This is a genomic window from Cohnella sp. LGH, from assembly GCF_017671885.1.
Lineage (GTDB): Bacteria > Bacillota > Bacilli > Paenibacillales > Paenibacillaceae > Cohnella > Cohnella phaseoli.
In genome coordinates, this window is record NZ_CP072117.1 from 7563276 (window position 1) to 7583444 (window position 20169).

General features: G+C 54.6%; 12 protein-coding genes. 1 reads left to right on the forward strand and 11 read right to left on the reverse strand.

Features of this window, described 5'->3' with window-relative positions:
• Window positions 1-71: 71 nt before the first annotated feature.
• The 6 genes from J4772_RS31195 to J4772_RS31220 all read right to left on the reverse strand — a co-directional run bounded on the left by J4772_RS31195 (window position 72) and on the right by J4772_RS31220 (window position 10717).
• Window positions 72-1745 (reverse strand): helix-turn-helix domain-containing protein, encoded by a 1674-nt coding sequence (locus tag J4772_RS31195; RefSeq protein WP_209072884.1) that lies wholly within the window; start codon window positions 1743-1745, stop codon window positions 72-74.
• A 130-nt stretch (window positions 1746-1875) separates the two neighbouring features.
• Window positions 1876-3078: a glycerate kinase gene (locus J4772_RS31200; protein ID WP_209072885.1), complete on the reverse strand. Its 1203-nt coding sequence runs from the start codon at window positions 3076-3078 to the stop codon at window positions 1876-1878.
• Window positions 3079-3081: 3 nt separating this feature from the next.
• Complete coding sequence (locus tag J4772_RS31205; RefSeq protein WP_209072886.1) at window positions 3082-4341, reverse strand: PucR family transcriptional regulator; 1260 nt, start codon at window positions 4339-4341, stop codon at window positions 3082-3084.
• 60 nt (window positions 4342-4401) lie between these two features.
• Entirely contained in the window at window positions 4402-5547 is a 1146-nt protein-coding gene (gene alr, locus J4772_RS31210; RefSeq protein WP_247740904.1) for an alanine racemase, read from the reverse strand.
• A gap of 142 nt (window positions 5548-5689) precedes the next feature.
• The gene (ald, locus tag J4772_RS31215; RefSeq protein ID WP_209072887.1) at window positions 5690-6826 is read right to left on the reverse strand and encodes an alanine dehydrogenase; all 1137 of its coding nucleotides are present in this window, start codon (window positions 6824-6826) and stop codon (window positions 5690-5692) included.
• 288 nt (window positions 6827-7114) lie between these two features.
• A complete protein-coding gene (locus J4772_RS31220; RefSeq protein ID WP_209072888.1) occupies window positions 7115-10717 on the reverse strand; it encodes an S-layer homology domain-containing protein in 3603 nt (1200 codons plus the stop codon).
• Window positions 10718-11389: 672 nt separating this feature from the next.
• Between J4772_RS31220 and J4772_RS31225 the strand changes: the two genes are divergently transcribed.
• Window positions 11390-11851: a hypothetical protein gene (locus J4772_RS31225; RefSeq protein ID WP_209072889.1), complete on the forward strand. Its 462-nt coding sequence runs from the start codon at window positions 11390-11392 to the stop codon at window positions 11849-11851.
• Between the two features lie 76 nt (window positions 11852-11927).
• Here the strand turns inward: J4772_RS31225 and J4772_RS31230 are convergent, their stop codons facing one another.
• The 5 genes from J4772_RS31230 to J4772_RS31250 are packed head-to-tail and all read right to left on the reverse strand — an operon-like array spanning window position 11928 to window position 20041.
• Window positions 11928-15008, reverse strand: coding sequence for a glycoside hydrolase domain-containing protein (locus J4772_RS31230; protein WP_209072890.1), 3081 nt, complete (start codon window positions 15006-15008; stop codon window positions 11928-11930).
• 36 nt (window positions 15009-15044) lie between these two features.
• Window positions 15045-16946: an alpha-L-rhamnosidase-related protein gene (locus J4772_RS31235; RefSeq protein ID WP_209072891.1), complete on the reverse strand. Its 1902-nt coding sequence runs from the start codon at window positions 16944-16946 to the stop codon at window positions 15045-15047.
• A 12-nt stretch (window positions 16947-16958) separates the two neighbouring features.
• Window positions 16959-17795, reverse strand: a complete 837-nt coding sequence (locus tag J4772_RS31240) for a carbohydrate ABC transporter permease (protein WP_209072892.1) — start codon at window positions 17793-17795, stop codon at window positions 16959-16961.
• Complete coding sequence (locus tag J4772_RS31245) at window positions 17792-18670, reverse strand: carbohydrate ABC transporter permease (RefSeq protein ID WP_116062844.1); 879 nt, start codon at window positions 18668-18670, stop codon at window positions 17792-17794. Before J4772_RS31245 ends, J4772_RS31240 begins: the two co-directional genes overlap by 4 nt.
• Before the next feature lie 48 nt (window positions 18671-18718).
• On the reverse strand, window positions 18719-20041 hold the full coding sequence (locus J4772_RS31250) for an ABC transporter substrate-binding protein (protein WP_209072893.1): 1323 nt from the start codon (window positions 20039-20041) through the stop codon (window positions 18719-18721).
• Window positions 20042-20169: the final 128 nt, after the last annotated feature.

Sequence of the window (20169 nt, forward strand, 5' to 3'; positions counted from 1 at the left end):
AATGGAGCGGAGGAGCATCTACGTGAAACTTGTTACCTTCTTTATCTTTTGTTTACTACTGTATGGCGGCTCTATTGATTGAGCTCCCGGAATTCAGTCGGCGTCAAATTCGTCATCTTCTTGAAAAACCGCGTGAAATAAGCCGCCGATTCAAATCCGAGCGCCTCGGATATTTCATGGATTTTGATTGCAGGCTGACGGAGCAACTCCTTGGCTTTCTTCAATCTCATATCGAGAATGTACTCGGACAAGCCTTCTCCGGTTTTCTGCTTATAGAGCCTGGACAAGTAAGAACGATTAAACCCGACTAAATCCGCAATATGGGTAAGCGATAAATCGCCCGCCAAATTCTGTTCGACATAACGTTTGATCTTACGTATGACTTCCCGATCCCGTTCATCCAGATCGTCGTTTTTGACGGAAAACAGCAAGTCTGCAATCCCCTGCAAGTATTGAACGGCTCCCGCCCATGATCCGTGCTGTTCCATATGAGTTAATCGGCGAATGTCCAACTGACTCCCGCCCTTAGGCGGTTGGCCCAATTGGTGCAGATAGGAAAGGAAGAGGGTTACGATCCCGTAATAAAGGTGCATCTGAACGACATCGATTTCCGCTTCATTCTCCCCGGTTAAGCGCACAAGCTCATAGAACAACTCGTTAAATGCCTCTCTTTGCCCGGTTTCCAAATAGGTATCCAACAAAAGCATTTTGCGTTGCTGGCGTTGGGCGGATGTATCCGGGGACTCTGCATGCAGCCCCTCCTCCGCTTTTGTCAAATTGGCCTCGGATAAGGCCAACTCCCGCCGCATCGCATGATTCACGAATAGCAGCCGTCTTAACCGATTAAATTTGACACGGCAAGTCTCCCACGACACGGCCTCGCTCGCAACGATTAACGATATTGTGATCCCCAAATATCGTTTGCAGGCTTCCAGGATAGATTCGGACGCATTATTCATCAGCAAGGCGATCCGTTTGGAAGAACTTACTGTCTCCGCCGCCAACATCTGACTGTCCTGAATCAGCCAAACCACTTCGCCTTGACCATTCGCGAGCGGATAAAGCTCCGCTGTGGAACCTAAATATTCCTTGACGATATTGGTCATCGCGTACAGCATCAGCATTCGGTCGCTTGTATTCGTCTTATTGCCCCATTCGTCAACCCGTGCCACCATCAGCAGCACCTCCCGATCCAGCGACAAGGGAAAATCCAACTCCTGTATCTGTCTAAGCAATCTCGAATCGTTGTAGGCCCCTTCTTCTTGAAGAAACTCCCATAACAACTCCTTTTGCAAGATCGGCAAAGCTTGTTTTAATTTCAAAGCGGCTTCGGCCATCGAGATATGGATTTCAAGCTGCTTATTCAAGCGCTCAACCGCTTTGCCGACAGACAGAACGATCGTCGAGTCCTCTTCCGTTTTCAGAATATAGTCGGTTCCTTCGTTGCGCAGCGCCTCTTGAACGTAATGAAATTCATCGAATCCGGTCAAGAAAATAAACTGACAGCCCGGCCACAGCTCCTTTACTTTCTTCTGCAGCTCCAACCCTGTCATGCCCGGCATCCGGATATCCGACAATACGATGTCCATCGGCTGAGTTCGAATCAGTTCATACGCCTCTACTCCGGAATAGGCTCGAAAAAGATCCAACTGCAACTCGGATTCTTCTTCGAACAAGCGGAATAACCCGTTTACAATCGCCCTTTCGTCATCGACAATGAGCATCTTGTACATCGTTGACAGCAAAATTCCAATCTCCTTTATCATTGCCGCAGTCTAGTGTCGTACACCCATTATAGAATCCTGTCAAGCGCCAAACTAGGAGAATTTCGTTACCTTGTTGACTTCTGTTTACCTTATCCGCCCGTTCTGCTGGTTAACGCTGACTCCCGCCCCCGAACCCGTCCGCCAACCGAACGACATTAATCGTTGTATGGTATAGATTGTCCCGAGCCTGCTCCAAGCAATCGGACAACGGCATCGGTCTCGGAACGCAGGAGAAGCATGCGGTGAATTCGCTGTTTAATTGCTCCGATTGCAGCCCCAAGCTACCGGAGATCAGCAGCGAGCGAGCTCCGGCGGCTTTGGCCTGCCGTGCTACATAAACCGGCAGCTTGCCAAATAGCGTCTGGTTGTCGCTTTTCCCTTCGCCCGTAATGACCCAATCGGCGTCGATCAGCTTAGCTCGCAAATTCGCCGCGGAGCCGATCAGCTCCGCTCCCGGCATCAGCTGCGCCCCGGCCAGCAGCAGGGCGAAGCCCGCTCCTCCGGCTGCCCCTGCGCCCGGGTGGTTCTGGAAGACAATCCCCATTGCTTTCTCTAATAGGCCCGCATATCGCGCCAGCTCTTGATCCAACGCTCGCACTTGCTCGAAGGTCGCGCCTTTCTGAGGGCCGTATACCTCGGAAGCCCCGTCCTTGCCGCATAACGGGTTCTGCACATCCGACGCCACAAGAATCCGGCATTCCTTCAGACGGGCATCGATAGGGGCGACGTCGACGGAAGCGATCTCAAATAGATCGCGGCCGTAGCCTGCGAGAGGCTCTCCCTCCGCATCCTTGAACCGAACCCCGAGAGCGGCGAGCAGTCCCATGCCCCCGTCGTTCGTGCCGCTGCCGCCAAGCCCGATTATAAAGCTGCGAATTCCTTCGTCCAGCAGATGGACAATCAGCTCGCCCATTCCTCTCGACGTAGCGAGATAGGGATCGCGTTCATTTGCAGGAATCTGGGATAATCCGAACAAAGCTGCCGCTTCCAGCACGGCCGTATTTTGATCTGCTTCTCCGTCTACCGCCTGCTTAATCCTGCCGTAGACGGCGCGGATTCGTTCACCTCGCGGTCCGGTTACTTCTGCAGCATGCAGCGTGCCTTGAGCCGCTTCGACCAAAGCCTCGACGGTCCCCTCTCCCCCGTCCGCCATAGGCACTTTAACGATAGAGGCGTTCGGATTCACGCTTAAGATCGCCTCGCTGATCGTCTGGGCGACCTCGGAGGCTGTTAGACTCTCCTTAAACGAGTCCGGCGCAACGACATATTTGATCCCACCCGTTCTGTCCGCTCTTTTTTCGTCCGTGTGCATCCCTTATTCCTCCCGGCTAAATATTTGGTTCATATTATCATGCTCTTCGACTAGCAGATCCAAATAAATCGAAACCATCGTATTCGTATTCCGCAAATTCAACCCGGTAATCTCTGCGATCCGATTCAAGCGGTAGGTTAGCGTATTGACGTGAACGTGAAGAATGGAGGCGGCCTCCTTCAAGCTCGTATTGCAGCTCAAATAGACGGATAAGGACCGGATAAGATCGGCCTTATGCTCCTGATCGTGCTCTCTTAGCTTCATTAATAACGGGCTTTGCCGTCCGCTGCTTCTTCGCAGTTCAATGATCGCGGGAAGATCCGCGAACACCCCCATATCGTCGTAACGAAAAATATCGCGGGTGTGATACGGAAGCCGCTTCTTCACTTCCAACACGGACAATGCTTCCTGATAGGCGCGCCAAGCCTGACCGTAATCGTCGTATTGCCGGCTGCTGCCCGCGGAGATAGCGGATGGATTTTCGCTCGCGTCGTCCCACTGCTCGATAAAACCTTTAATGAACGACAAAAGCCCCCCCTTCTCCGACGCCTTAAGAGGATGCGAATATAATCCGATCAACTGGTTTCGATCGGACATCAGAAAATGGGCGTCTATGGTGGCAATGGCGGCTACGGTATTGCGTATGCGCTCGAGCACGGAAGACTCGATGATTGTACCGAAATCGCAGATGACGATCCAATACTTATCCGGCAGTCTGACGGATATCGACTGGGCCTCCTGCCTTAACTGCGCTGCGGAACCGTTGCGGGTCGTCAGCAGCTTCCAGAAAAATTCATCCTGAAGCTTGCGCTGCTTGGTCCCCCAGCTTCTCTGCCTAAGCAGGTACAGCTTCGCGATGTCCGCAGCCTTCTCCGCGACCCGCTCCGCCTCCCCGGCGATCAAACTCCCAGTGTCCACAATCCATATATATCCGAGCACCGAGTTATGGTTTTTGATGCAGACCGTCAGCCGCGGCCCCAAGCCGATCTCCGGCATAGCCGGAATCCTCAGCGCAACGTCCGACGTCTCCAGCTGCTGCAGGATACCCGCCTTTCTCAAGCCGGCGATTACTTCATCCGGCACCCGACGACCGATAATCGTGGAAATTCTCGCCGAGTCGCTCTCCTGGCGGTGCGAGCTATAAGCCATCACGTTGTGATTTTCATCCTCTATCGTAACCTGAGATTCCAAAGATTCGCTGATGGCATCGGCAAGCGCTTCCAGATTGGCGTACGTTTGCGCAAGAGGGGGGTAGAAGTGCATATGTCGACCTCCGGGAATATAGCTTTCAGAAGAAATTATAGATGGTTTGATCTTCGTTGGCTACACAAACACGCGAGGCGTTCTCCCGCCAATCAGACATACGACCTCGTAATTAATCGTCCCCATGAGCTCGGCAATGTTGTCCAGCGCCGCAGCCCCCGAATCCTCCGTTCCGATCAAAACAACCTCGTCCCCTAATCGGCATTCGGCAATTCCGGTCACGTCGATCATCGTCTGGTCCATGCAGACTCTACCGACGATCGGTGCCGCTTGCCCGCGGACCCGGACGCCGCCCCGATTGGATAGCAGACGGGAAATCCCGTCCGCATATCCGGCAGGCAATACGGCAATGGTGCGCTCTGTATTTGAAACCGATGTACACCCGTAGCCAACAGGCTGATTTCCCGGTATTCGCTTCAACGCGGAAATTCTCGTCAGCATGCGGAACGCCTGCTTAAGCCGGATCGGATGGCTGATCTTCAGTGTCTCCGCAGGATACAGTCCGTACAGGGCGATCCCGATCCGCACCATGTCCAGATGCATCTCGGGAAAATTCATCGTCCCCGCGCTATTGCAGCAATGCTTGATCTCGATGCAATGTCCCGCCTCTTCCAGATAGTCCAAAGTTTCTTGAAAACGCGAAAATTGGAGGCGAGAATAAGTCGGATTCTCTCCATCGGCGTAGGCAAGATGGGTGAAGATGCCTTCTATTCTAAGTTGGGCGTAGGACCGTGCTAGATTCGCAATTGCCAGCGCCCCTTCCTTGGAGCTCACGCCAAGTCGCGACATCCCGGTGTCTACTTTGAGATGCAGGACGGCAGACTTCTTCAAAGCGGTCGATTGCGCGGCAGCCTCCCGAACCATGTCGGAGCTGATCGCGGTAATGGAGATGTCCGCCTCGATTGCCGCCCTTATTGCACTCAGAGGAATGACCCCTAACACCAGAATCGGAGCGCGTATGCCAATCGCTCTCAATTCCAGAGCCTCTTCCAGCAGCGCAACCGCCAAGTAATCGGCTCCCGCCTCCAAAGCCGCATTAGCCGCGACTACGGCTCCGTGACCGTAGCCATCGGCCTTCACTACCGCCATTAGCCGGGTAGCCGGATCTATAAACTGCTTGAATTGCCGTACGTTGTGCTTAATGGCATCCAACGAGATTTCTATCCAAGTCTCTCTGTATCTCGTCAGGGACTGTGTGAGCTGCAAAGCTTACCTCTCCTTCTAACTCCGACCGGCTTGATGCTGCCGATTTTATCTCTATAATAAGTTGAACCCATGGACGGGAATCCCATTGCATTCCCTTTCTCCATTCCATTGGGCCATCTCTTAGAAGTATCTCTGATTCAACTTATATGCTGGCCGTCAATTGCAGCTTAAGCGCCTCCTCGACTGACACGAAAACCTCTCCCAAGTCGCGAGCAACCGCTTCGGAAGTAATTTGGCCGTTAGCCACATTTACGCCCTGCTTCAACGAATCGTTGTCGCTGATAGCTCGATTCAGCCCTTTGCCCGCAATCTGCAAGGCATACGGAACGGTAACGTTCGTCAGCGCAAGGGTCGACGTTCTCGGAACCGCGCCCGGCATATTCGCTACGGAATAGTGAAGCACGCCATGCTTCTCGAAGACGGGATGATCGTGCGTTGTAACCCTGTCGATCGTCGATACGATTCCGCCTTGATCAATGGCGACGTCGACGATCACCGACCCCGGCTTCATCTTCTTCACCATCTCTTCGGTAATCAGCTTCGGCGCCTTCGCTCCGGGAATGAGCACCGCGCCGACCAGCAAGTCCGCTTCGGCAACCGCTTGGGCGATATTGTAGGGATTGGAGATCAAGGTACGAATCTGCGTGCCGAAAATATCGTCCAGCTGACGCAGCCTGTCTGCGCTTACATCGAGAATCGTCACGTCTGCTCCCAGTCCAATTGCGATCTTCGCCGCATTCGTCCCGACGACACCGCCTCCGACTATGCTTACCTTGCCCCGACCGACTCCCGGAACGCCGGATAGCAGAATGCCTTGTCCGCCGTTGTTTTGCTGCAGAAACTGCGCGCCCAATTGAATCGACATCCGCCCGGCCACCTCGCTCATCGGCGTCAGCAGCGGCAGAGTACGCCCTACGGCAACCGTCTCGTAGGCGATTGCGACGACTTCCTTGGCCTTAAGAGCAGCCGCCAGCTCCGGCTCCGCAGCCAAGTGCAAGTAAGTAAATAATATCAATCCGGGACGGAAATGACCATATTCGCTCGACAGCGGTTCTTTGACCTTCATAATCATCTCCGCCGTCTGCCAGACCTCCGCAGCAGAATCGGCGACGCGAGCCCCCGCTTGCACATAGTCCGAATCCGCGAAACCGCTGCCTTTCCCCGCATTTTTCTCCAGAACGACTTGATGTCCTGCCGCAATGAAGGAAACGACTCCCGCCGGCGTCAACGCCACCCGATTCTCGTTATTTTTGATTTCCTTGGGTACTCCGATAATCATACCAGCCAACTCCCTTTTCGAAGGTTACGAATTTGTGTAAAAAATCATAGCATATTCTTCGGAGAGCTCTTTTGTGGAAAATGAAAAAATTGGCGGGAATTGATTGTGGATTTCAACAGGGGGCTTGAACCGCCAGCTGTCGCAAAAACAAAGCGAAACCCAGATCAGTTCGGCTGATCTGGGTTCCTCGTTCACCTGACTGCTACTGCCAGGCTCGGTTTCATGCTCCTGTTCGAACCATGCGAACAGTCTTTACACGGCTGCCCTGACTGCGGTCACGCCACACCGCTAAATCAAATTCGAACGCTCAAGCAGCCGCTCCGCCATAACCGCAACTTCGGCCCTTGTTACAAAATCCTTAGGCGCAAGCAAGCCGCCGCTCCGGCCGTTAACGACTCCGGAAGCTAAACTCTTCAAAATCCCTTCCGCCGCCCATTTCGAAATCTGCGTCATATCTGCTAAAGCGTATGACTCGTTCGATTCCAATCTCGCCGCTAGCCCCGTAATCGACATCGCTTTCGAGAGAATGACCATGGCCTGCTCCCGGGTGATTCTCTCACTCGGACGGAAGGAGCCGTCTTCGAAACCTTGGATTAATCCATAAGCATGCGCAGTAGCTACCTCATGGTTATACCAATCCACGGTCCGTACGTCTGTAAAAGAAGCGGTCCCGCTCTCCGGCTTAAGCCCTAAAGCCCGAACGATAATTGCCGCGAACTCCGCCCGAGTAATGTCTCTATTCGGGCTGAATCGGCCTTCGCCTGTTCCGTTAATGATTAAACGCGACCCCATATTGTTTATTGAGGCTTTGGCCCAGTGGTTAGTTATGTCTTCGAACTCGAGCGGATTCCAGATTACCGCGTATGCGCTGTTGGTCAAACTATTGATTGTTGCTGTGTACTTTCCATTCACCATTGCAATTTGGGTCGGCACATGACGAACGGTTCCATCCGGTTCTACGATTACGCCGGTTGTCATTCTATTGGGCGTGATGCCCTCCGGCATCGCGAGCGTACGTTCGACATAGGCATTGAATTTGCTGATTTCAATCGTTCGCCCATCTTGGACTGCATTGACTCTGAATTCCAGCGGAGGCGCGACAAGCTTCCATCCTCCCTTTGCTGCCGCAGTCTCAACGAGATTTAGCGTATCCTTCAGAGGTACGGCAATTTCTAAATGAATTTTGACATTTTGCAGGTCCGCGCCATTCCCGACTTGCCGCGCAATGGAGTCGATATCGAACTGTACGGCAGGAATCTTATAGGAGCCCTGACCAATGCGAAGCTCAACAGTCGCTTTCTGCGCTTCCATTTGCTTAACCATACGGCCGCTTAACTCGGCGATAAACACATCTCCAACCGCAGTTACCGGGATTGTAATGACAGCCCCTATCCCTTCGGCCTCCAACCGCTGCAGCAGCTTTCTCTCATCCACGGAAATCGTCAGAGTCTGCCGCCCATTTACTTTATTCTTCGTTACGGTTCCCGCGTTTTCGATCTTTCCGTTTACGAGAACGTTCAGGCCTTCGGCCGTCGACGAGTCGGTTTGTCCCGGCGCTGTCTCTCCTGAAGAGCTATTGTCCGTGCTCGACGAAGCTTGAGGATAAATCGCGTTGGACTCCGACGACCATTCGCTCTCGCCAACCGCATTAACGGCGGCTACCTTAAACGTATATCTTTTTCCATTGGTCAAACCGTTTATTGTCATTGGGCTTGAATTCCCGGTCACAGCGATGTTATCCGGCAAGACCAGCACCTTATACTCCGTAATGGGTCTGCCGCCATGCTCAACCGGAGGCGTAAACCGGACGACAGCCTGACGGTCCCCAGCCGAAGCCGTAACATTCGTCGGCGCATCCGGAGCCGATGGCAGCGTCACAAACCGGCTATTGAGACTAATCACGCCGTTAATGCTTTGAATCGCATAATAGGTTTTGCCGGCTGTCAGACCGCCGTAGCGCCAGACGCCGCTGCCTTGATCCGACGGACTGCTTGATATCACTTGATCGTCCGAGTCATACAAAGTGACGTATGCTCCGTTCAATACATTGCTTACGTCAACGTAGTCCAACCCTGCAGCAGCCGACGGCATCCGCAAGCTTGCTCCAACAAATGAGGAGTTCTCGCTTTCCTCGTTGCCCACCGTCTGCGTTACGTAGAAGCCCAAGCTGTTCGGCACCACACCTGTAAAAGTATAAGTCGCTTCCGTTACGCTTGGCGCTGTCGCGATCAACGATCCGTTCGTCAGATACAGCTTTAACGTCGCTCCCGAGGTAAAGTCGCTTGCGATCAGACTTTCTTCTCCTCCTGTCGCAGTCGGAGGGCTAGGGATATCCGGCTGTACGGTCACGAAGCTGCTATTGAGACTGACGACGCCGTTGATGCTTTGAATCGCATAGTACGTCTCCCGAGCCGTCAAGCCGCTAAAACGCCACACTCCAGCACCTTGATTCGACGGGCTTGACGATATTGCAGCTCCGCTGTCGTCGTAGAGACTCACCGTCGCACCATTAAGCACGTTGCTTACGTCAACGTAGTCCAGCCCTGCTACAACCGACGGCGTTCTCAAGCTTACTCCTACAAATGAGGAATTTACACTTTCTTCGATGCCCACCGTCTGCGTCACATAAAAGCCCAGATTGCTCGGCACCACGTCCGTAAACGTGTAAGTCGCCGTCGTTACACTCGGCGCTGTCGCGATTAACGAATTGTTCCCCAAGTACAGCTTTAACGTCGCTCCCGAGGTAAAGTCGCTTGCGATCAGACTTTCTTCTCCTCCTGTCGCAGTCGGAGGGCTAGGGATATCCGGCTGTACGGTCACGAAGCTGCTATTGAGACTGACGACGCCGTTAATGCTTTGAACCGCATAGTACGTCTCCCGAGCCGTCAAGCCGCTAAAACGCCACACTCCAGCACCTTGATTCGACGGGCTTGACGATATTGCAGCTCCGCTGTCGTCGTAGAGACTCACCGTCGCACCATTAAGCACATTGCTTACGTCAACGTAGTCCAGCCCTGCTACAACCGACGGCGTTCTCAAGCTTACTCCTACAAATGAGGAATTTACACTTTCTTCGATGCCCACCGTCTGCGTCACATAAAAGCCCAGATTGCTCGGCACCACGTCCGTAAACGTGTAAGTCGCCGTCGTTACACTCGGCGCTGTCGCGATTAACGAATTGTTCCCCAAGTACAGCTTTAGCGTCGCTCCCGAGGTAAAGTCGCTTACGATCAGACTTTCTTCTCCTCCTGTCGCAGTCGGAGGGCTCGGGATATCCGGCTGTACGGTCACAAAGCTACTATTGAGACTGACGACGCCGTTGATGCTTTGAATCGCATAGTACGTCTTGCGAGCCGTCAAGCCGCTAAAACGCCACACTCCAGCACCTTGATTCGACGGGCTTGACGAAATCAGAGCGCCGCCGTCGTCATAGAGCCTTACCGTCGCACCATTCAACACGTTGCTAACGTCAACATACCCAATCCCGGCAGCAGACGTCGGCGTTCTCAAGCTTACTCCTACGAAAGAGGAATTTACGCTTTCTTCTCCACTTACCGTCTGCGTCACGTAGAAGCCCAGATTGCTCGGCACCACGTCCGTAAACGTGTAAGTCTCCGTCGTTACACTCGACGCTGTCGCGATTAACGAAGCGTTCCCCAAGTACAGCTTTAACGTCGCTCCCGGAGTAAAGCTGCTTGCGCTTACGCTCTCTTCTCCTCCTACCGCTACCGGAGGAGCCGGGAGCGCAGCCGCCAACGACGCAAACGGGCCGAAGCTTACGCTTAAAAGGATTGCCAGCAACGTAATGCAAGCAATCGGTTTTCTCATTCGGGCATACCTCTTCTGATGCAAATCGCTTCCTTGATTCTTCCACTGTTTGCTGTTGTCCATGGACGGTTCTCCCCGATTGCAAAGTAAAAACAATAGTAAAGAAGTTCGATAGAACTCGTGTATTTCCTGCATTTTTCGACAAAAAAGTATGATGATGAGCTCCCCCTTTAAACTCCCGTTTGAGAGTACGATCCGCTCGATTCGGATGGCTGGTCAACTCGATCCGGGGAGTCCGCTCAGCTCGATCCGCTCTGAGGGGGGGGGCGACTAGTAAGAATAAAGCGGAGATGCCGCTTTAAATGTGACTTTGCACCGTTTCGGAGCCAAACAAAGCGGGTTTCCCGCTTTAATTTCCCAAATTATACTTTTTTATAAAAATAAAGATGATTTTCTGCGTTAAATCAACGCTTTTCTCCTTATTCGAAAAAATAAAGCGGATTTTCCGCTCAAAATTTTCGCCTGTTTGAAAAAAAACTAGGAAGCCCTTCCCTCTTAAAGACGCAGTGAAGCGAATATCCTCAAATGAGCAGACCGAAGAAAACCCGGGCCCTACACACGGCTTAGTACCCAAAATTTCGTAAACAAATTAGCCTATCTTTCCTCGTATTGAAATTGGACTTTGAACTTATGGCAATGAGCGGCTATCCGCTTTAATATAGATAAGAATAATTTGGAAACTGGGCGCAATAGAGATATTTGATACCGCCCGGGAAAAGGAGAGTAGCCTGCTTCATGATGAAAAAAACATGGATTTATATCGGTCTGTTGCTCATTCTGGCAGTGACGCTGAGCGCCTGCCAATCGTCCAACAATTCGCCAAAGTCGTCGAACACCGAAGCCGCGCAGAGCGGTTCGCCCGAATCGGCTAACGCCAAAATGCCAGAATACCTGCCTGCGGATTTCCCTCTTCCTAAGGATGCCAAAATCAACACCTCTCACTCCCAGCTGACGGAAGGCAAGAAGTCCGCATTGCTGATTTTCACAACTGAAGAGAACATGGCAACGGTCACGGAGATGTATACGGAATATTTCAAAAAGCAAAGCCTGGGCGACTCCGTTCAAACGATCGACGACAAAAACATTATTATTCAGGGCGATAATCTGGATAAAAAGGAAAGCTGGTCCTTAATCGGCGGAGCCTTAGCCTCCTTGGAGGGGGTAGTTGAGCTGACTGTTACTTGGTCGGAGTTGTAGAAAATATGGAAAAGGCTCGTTATCCCCTTGTGGTGGGATAACGAGCCTTTCTCTGATAGGCCTGGGCAAATTGCGATTATTCACCCGACTCCATCCATACCTCCCCAATCTGAGGAGCCCAAGAATACGTATTCGTTGCGGGCAGCACGACCTTCAGGAAGTTCGTTCCCGAGGGCAGAGAAGATACTTCGACGTTCCTGCTGAACCAAGGCGAGCCGCCTGGAGCGGAGACGGGCGCGCCCCAGACCGGACTAAGCGGCGACCAGGTGCTGCCGTCCGGCGAAGCGTAGAGCTCCAGCTGTCCCGAACCCTCGTAATAGATCGAGGCCTTGAAGCCGAGCATGTTTGTGCGTTTGTATACGAACCATTCGTCCGAATTCGCCGTCCGGCGAACCCGACCTGCATCCCCTCCCGCAATCTCGTTCGCGTAAGAGCCGTCCATGACGAGGTTGGCGCTGCGAGCGTGCATCCAGCGGAAATTGTCCATCGTATCGCGCAAGACAGCCGGAGGGCCTCCCGCTCCGTAGCCGGAGACGATCTCCATCCGTCCCAACTGCGGAACCCAGTCGTAATCATTGGCGGCGCTGTATACGACCTTCAAATAGTTCGTTCCCCATGGAATGTCGTCTGCGCTCAGTCGGATTCGGTTCCAGGGCGCCGAGGTCTGCACGGAGGTATCTTCCGTTACGGCGATTGGCGTCCAAACGCGATTATCCGGCGAAGCATAGAACCGGAGATCATGTGAGCCTTCATAATACAAAGTAGCCGTAAAAGAACGGATATTGAAGCGATTGTAGACGATATGCTCCTCGGAGCCCGCCGTTCTGCGAATGCGTCCGGCATCGTTCTCGGCAATGACGCCGGCATAGGAGCCGTCCACCGTCAGATTGGCGCTCCGTTCGTAGATGCCGCCGAAATCGTCCATCTCGTCTACGAACGTTTCGTTCGCACCGCTGCCCGCCAGATTGTCCAGAATCGCCTGACGCGCCATTCGAATCGCATTCCCGTCGGCATTGTAGCTCGTCCCGCTATAGATGAGCGCTTCGGCGATATTTTGCGCCAAGTCGGGCTTCGACTCCGCCAGCAGCATCAACAGCTCCCGGTCCTGGATGCCTTCCAGCTCGGCTTCGCCGCGAATCGATTCGAACAGGCCCAAGTTGGCTTTGTCCGGATATACCAGCCAGCGGTCTCCCGGAGTCGGCGTATCCGCCTCCTTCAGCACGTCGTCCATGCCATAGACGGCGATCTCCGCGAGCTGCATCCGATAAGCGCCTCCGTCATTCGGGTTGGAGCGCAAATTCGTGCCCTCGATCTTCACGTAACGAGCCGCCACCGGCGCAAACGAAAAGCTCGGCGCTTCATCGTATACGGTCGGCTGAGGATGGCCGGTTTCCGATACGACGGTCGTCCAGTTGACGTTATCTTCCGATACGTGAATCGAGAAATCGATCGGAAAGCCGTAGCCCCGGTTCGCTCCGTCGTCCCTCGGGAACAGCGTCGCCTTACGCACCTCCGTGCTCGCGCCCAGATCGACCGTGATCCATTCGGAATGGTTAGCCCCCGTATTCGAGCTGCTGCTCCATCCCATCGAGGAAGGCAGAGAGCTGATCGTGCCGTCGGTCAGATTCGCGGTCGACCACCCGGCAGCTTCATAGGAGCTGGATGCCGTAACCGGCCGATTGCCGGAAGCGGAGTTCAAATTCCAGAAGTTGAAGCCCCAATGCAAATACCCGTCCATTCCGTGCCGGAACGTGTACCAGTGCGGAAGCACCGTTTTCGCCAGCGAGGCGTCGATATTGCGCACCAGATACTCCCACGTCGGATAGTTGCAAATGTACAGCCACACTTCCTGCCCGAAATCCTGCCTGATTTTATGGTAGTTGGCTTCGTAATCGTAGTTGCTTTGCTTCACCACCTGCACGTCCAACGTATCCTCGAAAGCATAGGTCGGCACGAAGTTGGCCTCGATCGTCCGGATGCCCGGCGCAAGCGAATGCACCTTGCCGTAAAACCAATTGTCGTCCTCGCGGTCCTGATCGTTGATCGGCTCGTCCCCTCCGCTTTGGTAAAACAGATTCAGCCAGCCCTTCGCGTTCAAATGCGCCTTCAGCGCGGGAAGATAGACGTCGAGCCAAGCCTCCGCTTCGGCCGATTGGGCGGGAACGGGAACCATTTGCGGCGTGCCGTTGATTTTCTGAATCGTGCGAACCTGATAGCGGTCTCCGGCTTTCGTCATCAGGCTTGCGCCGTGCAGCTCCTTCAACGCGCCTTCGTCGATGAAAAGTTGCGCAAATCGATCGAACTTCGTCCAATCGAACGTGTACTCCCCGCTTGCATCGATCTGAACGTCGGGAACCAGATAGCCGATCGGATCGACCCAAATGACGTTATTGCGGTGCTTCTTCATGTACTGGGCAAAACTAGTCATCACGGTCCACCAGTCGTTCGAAAACTCCGTAATTCCATACTGGTAGCGCAGAGCTTCCATTGCCGCCGGCTCCCAACCGGCCGAGGAAAACCAGTTGTCGACCTTATACGAGGACAACCGTCCGTCCGGCAGCGTTACGTCGTACACCCGAACGTTAACCGGTACGCTGGCGCTTCCCTCGTTCGATTGGACCGTTACCGTTCCGGTATACATACCGGCCGGAGTACCGGCAGGCACATAAACGCTGTACCAGACCGGCTGCGTCGTGTTGGCGGCCAATACGGCTAACGTCGAATCGTGGGTGATCCGATCGGGGTAATCCATGCTGGCGTCCGGAGCGAGAACCTGGTGCTCCACCGGCAGTTGATCCGTATGCTGCTTCAGATGAATGAAGTCCACCAATCTCGCACTGATGTTGGAAGCCGCGATATGTGCCCCGCCCGGTCCCGTCAACGGTCCGACGGATACGGACAATTCATTCAGCTCCTGGGCGGAACGAATGCCGAGCTGTCCGGCCCGATACTCGTTGCGAGCCGCCAGCAGGCTGATCGTCCCCGGCGCATCGTCGGGAGGAAGCGTGGCCCGGAACAGCTTGGTTAGCCCGTCGGCCGCCCATACCGTCAAGTTCGGAGATGCAAAAGCGCGAGTCGCATCGGTCATCGGCACAGTCGTTACTGCAACCAGAAACAATAAACCAAGCAGGCAAAACCTTTTTACTCCGCGTTTCATCCTTGATCCCTCGCTTATTAAGAAAGTGGGTTGCCGTTACGGGCGCCAAGCTTCGCCATTGATCAAAATCCGTTTCCCTTCGAAAAAACGGCTGTTAAAATCATAGACCACCGAAACCGCCTCGGGATGACCGACCTTCAGCCTGACTTGACGCTCATCGCCGTCGATTTTCACAGAAATCGGGCCATGAGGCGTAGGGATCGCACCTTCGATCTCGGTCAGGCCGGCGCCAAGCCGCGGAGCGATCAGCGTCTCCCGGAATCCGGGCCGCAGCGGCCTTACGCCTAACGCATAGCCTTGCAGAATCGCCGAGATCCAGCCCGACCAGCCGTGGCAGGCGCTGTTCAGCGCATCCCCTTTGGAAAACTCGAAAAACGACCGCAGCGGAAATTCGCCGTTCTCGGCATCGATCATTTCCCAATACGTGCCCGGCTCTTGAGCCAGCATCGTTCCCCAGCATCTTCGGGTGAGCTCCAGCGCCTCGTAGACCTGATCCGCCAGGAATCGGGCTTCAACCTCGTAGCCGTTCATGAACGGCCAGATCTGCTTGTTGTGCGGCCACATAAAGCTCATCGTCTGCTCGTCCGTCAGGCTCATCCCCGGCAAATACGTCTGGAAATGCGTGCAGCCCACGGCGGGGACTGCCCTCTCCAGCTTGCGATCCAATGTCGCAGAACCGTAAGGGGTCCACATCTCGGCTTTCAAGTAGCTCAGAATGCGTTCGGACATCTCCCGGTCGGCCAAGCCGAAGACGACGGCGTAGCAGTTCACGTCGCTTAATACGACGTCCGCATCTTCGAGATTAAGCACATCGCGGAAGACTCCTTTATCCTCGTCCCAGTAGGTGTCGATAAGTTGACGGCGCAGATGGGCGGCCAGCCGTTCCAGCGCCTCTACCCGCTCGCGCTCTCCCGCTTCTTCTTCGATCCGAGCGGCGCACTGCAATGCCCGATACAAGACGCATTGCGTGGCCGAGCCGTATCCCTCGCGCGGAAACGTCCACATCCACGTTTTGTCGTTGTACAGAAAACCGCGGGAATCGAGTCGAAATTCGATCCAGTCCATTAAGGAGCGATAGCCTTCGTACATTTTATCGAGGAAGGCCCGGTCCTCCGTGAACAGATAATGCTCCCAGATCGAAATGATCCACCACAGGTTGTATTCGGTAAAAGCTTGCCGGGAAGCCGCGCTCCCCGGAATCAGCCCCGAGCTCTCTTGCAGCGCATGGAAAAGGTGCAGGCTGCTCTTCACCGTCTCGTTCGCTCCGAACGCGTAATAAATGTTAAGCGCTTCCGTGCGAATATCGCCGATCCAGGCTTCGCGATCTCTGCGCGGGCCGTCGAAAATGACGTGATCCGAATACGGGCTGCGCCACTCGTTCACGAAAGTCCGATGAGGCTCGGGCAGCTCGTTGCGGAAGGTGCTGGCAAAACGGGAACGCTGCAAGCAGAGCTGAGTCGTATAGGCACCGGTCCGCCACAGCTTCTCCCAGAAAGGATCGGCCGCACGGAAGCTGCCGCGATACACGCAGGGATAGGCGGAAAACTTCACGCCGATCCGCCGAATCGAAGCCTGGCAGGGAGACGGAAGCACCGCCTTGCTGCGGATAGACAGCTTCATGTAGCGCAGGGCGATATATTCTTCGTCGACCCACAGCACTCCGTCAGCAGGCATCGGGACGATAAGCGTTTTGATCAGTGCGTCGCGCAGAGGGCCGTACTGGATGACCAGCTCGTCTCCCGAGCTTTCCTCCAGCTCGACGAAAAAATAGCCGGTCGTCTTAATGCCGAAGTCCAGCAGCACGCTGGGAGCTCGCGATCCGCCCACGGATAGATAAGCGGAGCTTTCTCCCTTATCCAGCATTGAAGATACGTTGAGCGCCTCCCCGTCTCCGGCATCCGCGGACACCAAGCTCGGAAAGATAAATCCTGTTTTCATCACGATTCCTCCCTATCCTTTCACCGCGCCGACGGTCATACCCCCGATGAAATACCTTTGCAACAATGAGAACGCCGCGATCATCGGAAGCGTACACAGCACGCAAGCCGCGAAAAGCTGATTCCATTGCGTCGGGTTTTCCCGGTCTCCGAGAAACCGGATCATCACGAGAGGCAGCGGCTTCTGGTCGGGCTGGGTGATAAACACGAGCGGATAGAGAAAATCGTTCCAGATCCATACCGCCTGCGTAATGATGACGGCCGTCGTGGCCGGGAGCAGCAGAGGGAATACGATTCCCCAGTACCGTCGAAGCAGCCCCGCCCCGTCGATCACGGCCGCCTCCTCCAGCTCATACGGGACGCTGCTATTGATAAATCCGGTATACAGAAAGGTGGAAAACGGCAGGCTGCACGTCAAAAACATCAGGATGCTCGCCAGCTGCCCGTCCTTGATCTGCAAGGCGTCCATCACCGTGTAGATCGGGATCAGCGCCATTTGGCCCGAAACGATCAGCCCCGACAGAAAGAACATCGCCAGAAAACGGCTGGTCCGGCTCTGAATGCGGGCCATCGGATAGGCGGCCGCGGAGGCCAGCAGCACGACCGCCGTCACGGAGACGAAGGTCAGCAGCACGCTGTTCCATAGCGACAGCGGGTATTTCATCGTTTCGTACGCGACCCGGTAGCTGCTCATCGTCACCTGCTCGAACAGGTTAAGCGGAGCGGCCGACTGTCCCGGCGGCCGCAAGGAGCCGGACAATACGATCACAAGCGGATACAGGCTGGCGACAGAGAACAAAGCAATAGCCGCATGAAGAAGGATGGAGCGGATTCGGTTACGGGTTCTCATGCGGACACCTCCCTGGACCTTAGGAGTTTGACGAACACCATGGTTACGGCGGAAATGACCACAAAGGAGATGACGCCAAGCGCGGCCGCCTTGCCGAACAGCGACTCCGCGAAGGCCATCCGAAACATCTCGAACATGAGCGTTCTCGTCGATTTGCCCGGACCGCCCTGCGTCATCGTGTAAATGTAGTCGAATTGCTTAAGGCCGTTAATGAGTCCCAGCGTCACATTGATCGTCACGGCGGCGGCCAGCAGCGGAAGCTTGATCCGACGGATCAGCTGCCAGCCGTTCGCGCCGTCCATGCGCCCCGCTTCCTCCAGCTCCGCCGGCACGGATTGAAGTCCGGCCAAATAAATGATCATCGTTCCCCCGAAGCCTTTCCATACGTCGACGGCCATCGTTGCCCACAGGGCGGTGGAGGCGTCGCCGAGCAGGTTCAGCTCCCAGCCTCCGAGACCGATTTTGTTCAGCAGTGCAGCTAGCAGACCATAATCGGGCAAATAAATAAAGCCCCAAATAAAGCCGACCACGATCGTGCTGAACAAGGTCGGAACGTAGGCAAACGTTCGGTAAAGCCCGCTCAGTCGAAGCTTGGCGTTAAGCCCCATCGCTAAAGCCAGCGCCAGAACGTTGGTCGCGATAACGCTTCCGATCGTGTAGACGAGCGTATTTTTCATAGCGTTGGCGAGCGTTCCGTCTTTGAGAAGATACTCGTAATTTTGGAAGCCGACATACCGGTATTGGGTATCGAATCCGTTCGAATTCGTCAGGCTGTAGTAAAAGGTGAGAAGGACCGGACAGATCCAGAAGGTGACGTACACGGCCAAGGCCGGCACGGCGAACCAGTACATTCTTTTCTTAAAAGCCTCGCTCATAGCTGCTCCTTCCTAAGGGCGGCCGGGGATCGGCCGCCCTCTCGACTCCTACTGCTGCTGCTGGGCCATCAGCTCGGACAGCTTCAGATCGGCCGCCTTGGCCACGCCTTCGACCGTTTCCTTGCCGCTGATCATCTCCTGGATTTTGGCGCACAGCTCGTCGGACAATCCGCCCGGCCAAGCCTGGTTGCTGAAGTACCAGGACGGACTCGTCTGGAACAGCCGGTAATACTCGTCGAACACCTCGCCGCCTTGGAAGTCCACGCCTTTGTAGGACGGAACCTGACCTACGTTGTACTCCACCCAAGCTTTGAATAGCGGGGATTCGCCGTCGTACATGTACTCCATAATTTGGACGATCGTATCGTAATGCTCCGTCTTCGCGTTGATGAACGTTCCTCCGCTAGGCGCCGCGGACAAGCCGATCGACTCGCCCGGATCGTTGCCCGGCAGCGGGAAAAATCCGCGATCGAAGTCGACTGCGCCCTTCTGCGTGAGGTTGGACTGCGACCAGTTGCCGTCGATCGTCATGGCGGCTTTGCCGTCGATGAATAGCTGCTGGGCCTGCGTGTTGCCTGCGCCAAGAGAGTTCTTCTGGACGAATCCGCGATCGTACAGCGTTTTGTATTTCGTCAGCACTTCCTGCCATTTCGGGTCGGCAAAGCTCTGCTCTCCCGCCAACAGCTTGGCGTCGAAATCGTTCTCCTGCGGATACACGATCGAGGCCGCCAGCTGATACAAACCGAACTGCGCAACGAAGCCGTCTTTATCCCCGGAGACGAGCGGCTGTATGCCGACGTCCTGAAGCTTCTGGCAGGCGGCGAGGAAAGCTTCCCAATCCCCGGGAATTTCCGCGATGCCGGCCTGCTCGAACAGCGATTTGTTGTAGTAGACGCCGAGAATGTTAACTCCGGACGGGATGGCGTATTGCTTGCCATCGACGGCGAAAGCGTCTACGACGCCGGAATTAAACTTGTCCAGCACCGACAGCCCGGTAATTTCCTTCGCATAGCCCGGCTTCACGACGTCCAGCGCCTGCATTTTCGGCCAGTAGAAGAAGATGTCGGGTCCGCCGCCTGTCGCCATTCTCGCTTTCAGAGTCGTAATGTATTGCTCGTTCGGAAGCGTCTCGGATTGGATCGTGACGTGGGGGAATTTCTCTTTGACCAGCTCCGGGAAGATCTCCGTATTGAAATCCTTCTTATCCGTCGAAGCGTTCCCGGGTCCCAGCATCGTAATCGTGATCGGTTCGTTTTCTGGTTTCGGGGAATTGGCACCGCTTCCATTATTGGCGGAATTGTCGCCTTTACCGCATGCGGCCAAGGCAAATGCCAGCACAATCGCCAGCGCCGTTACTAAGCTTTTTCTCATTTCGGACAAGCCCTCCCTATGATTGTCGATGCTCGTATGTGTTGCGGCAAGCTCGCCCTTACTGTGCACAAGTCGATTATAATCGAGAATTCGGAACAGGATTTTGGCATTTGGGGTGTACTTTTTTT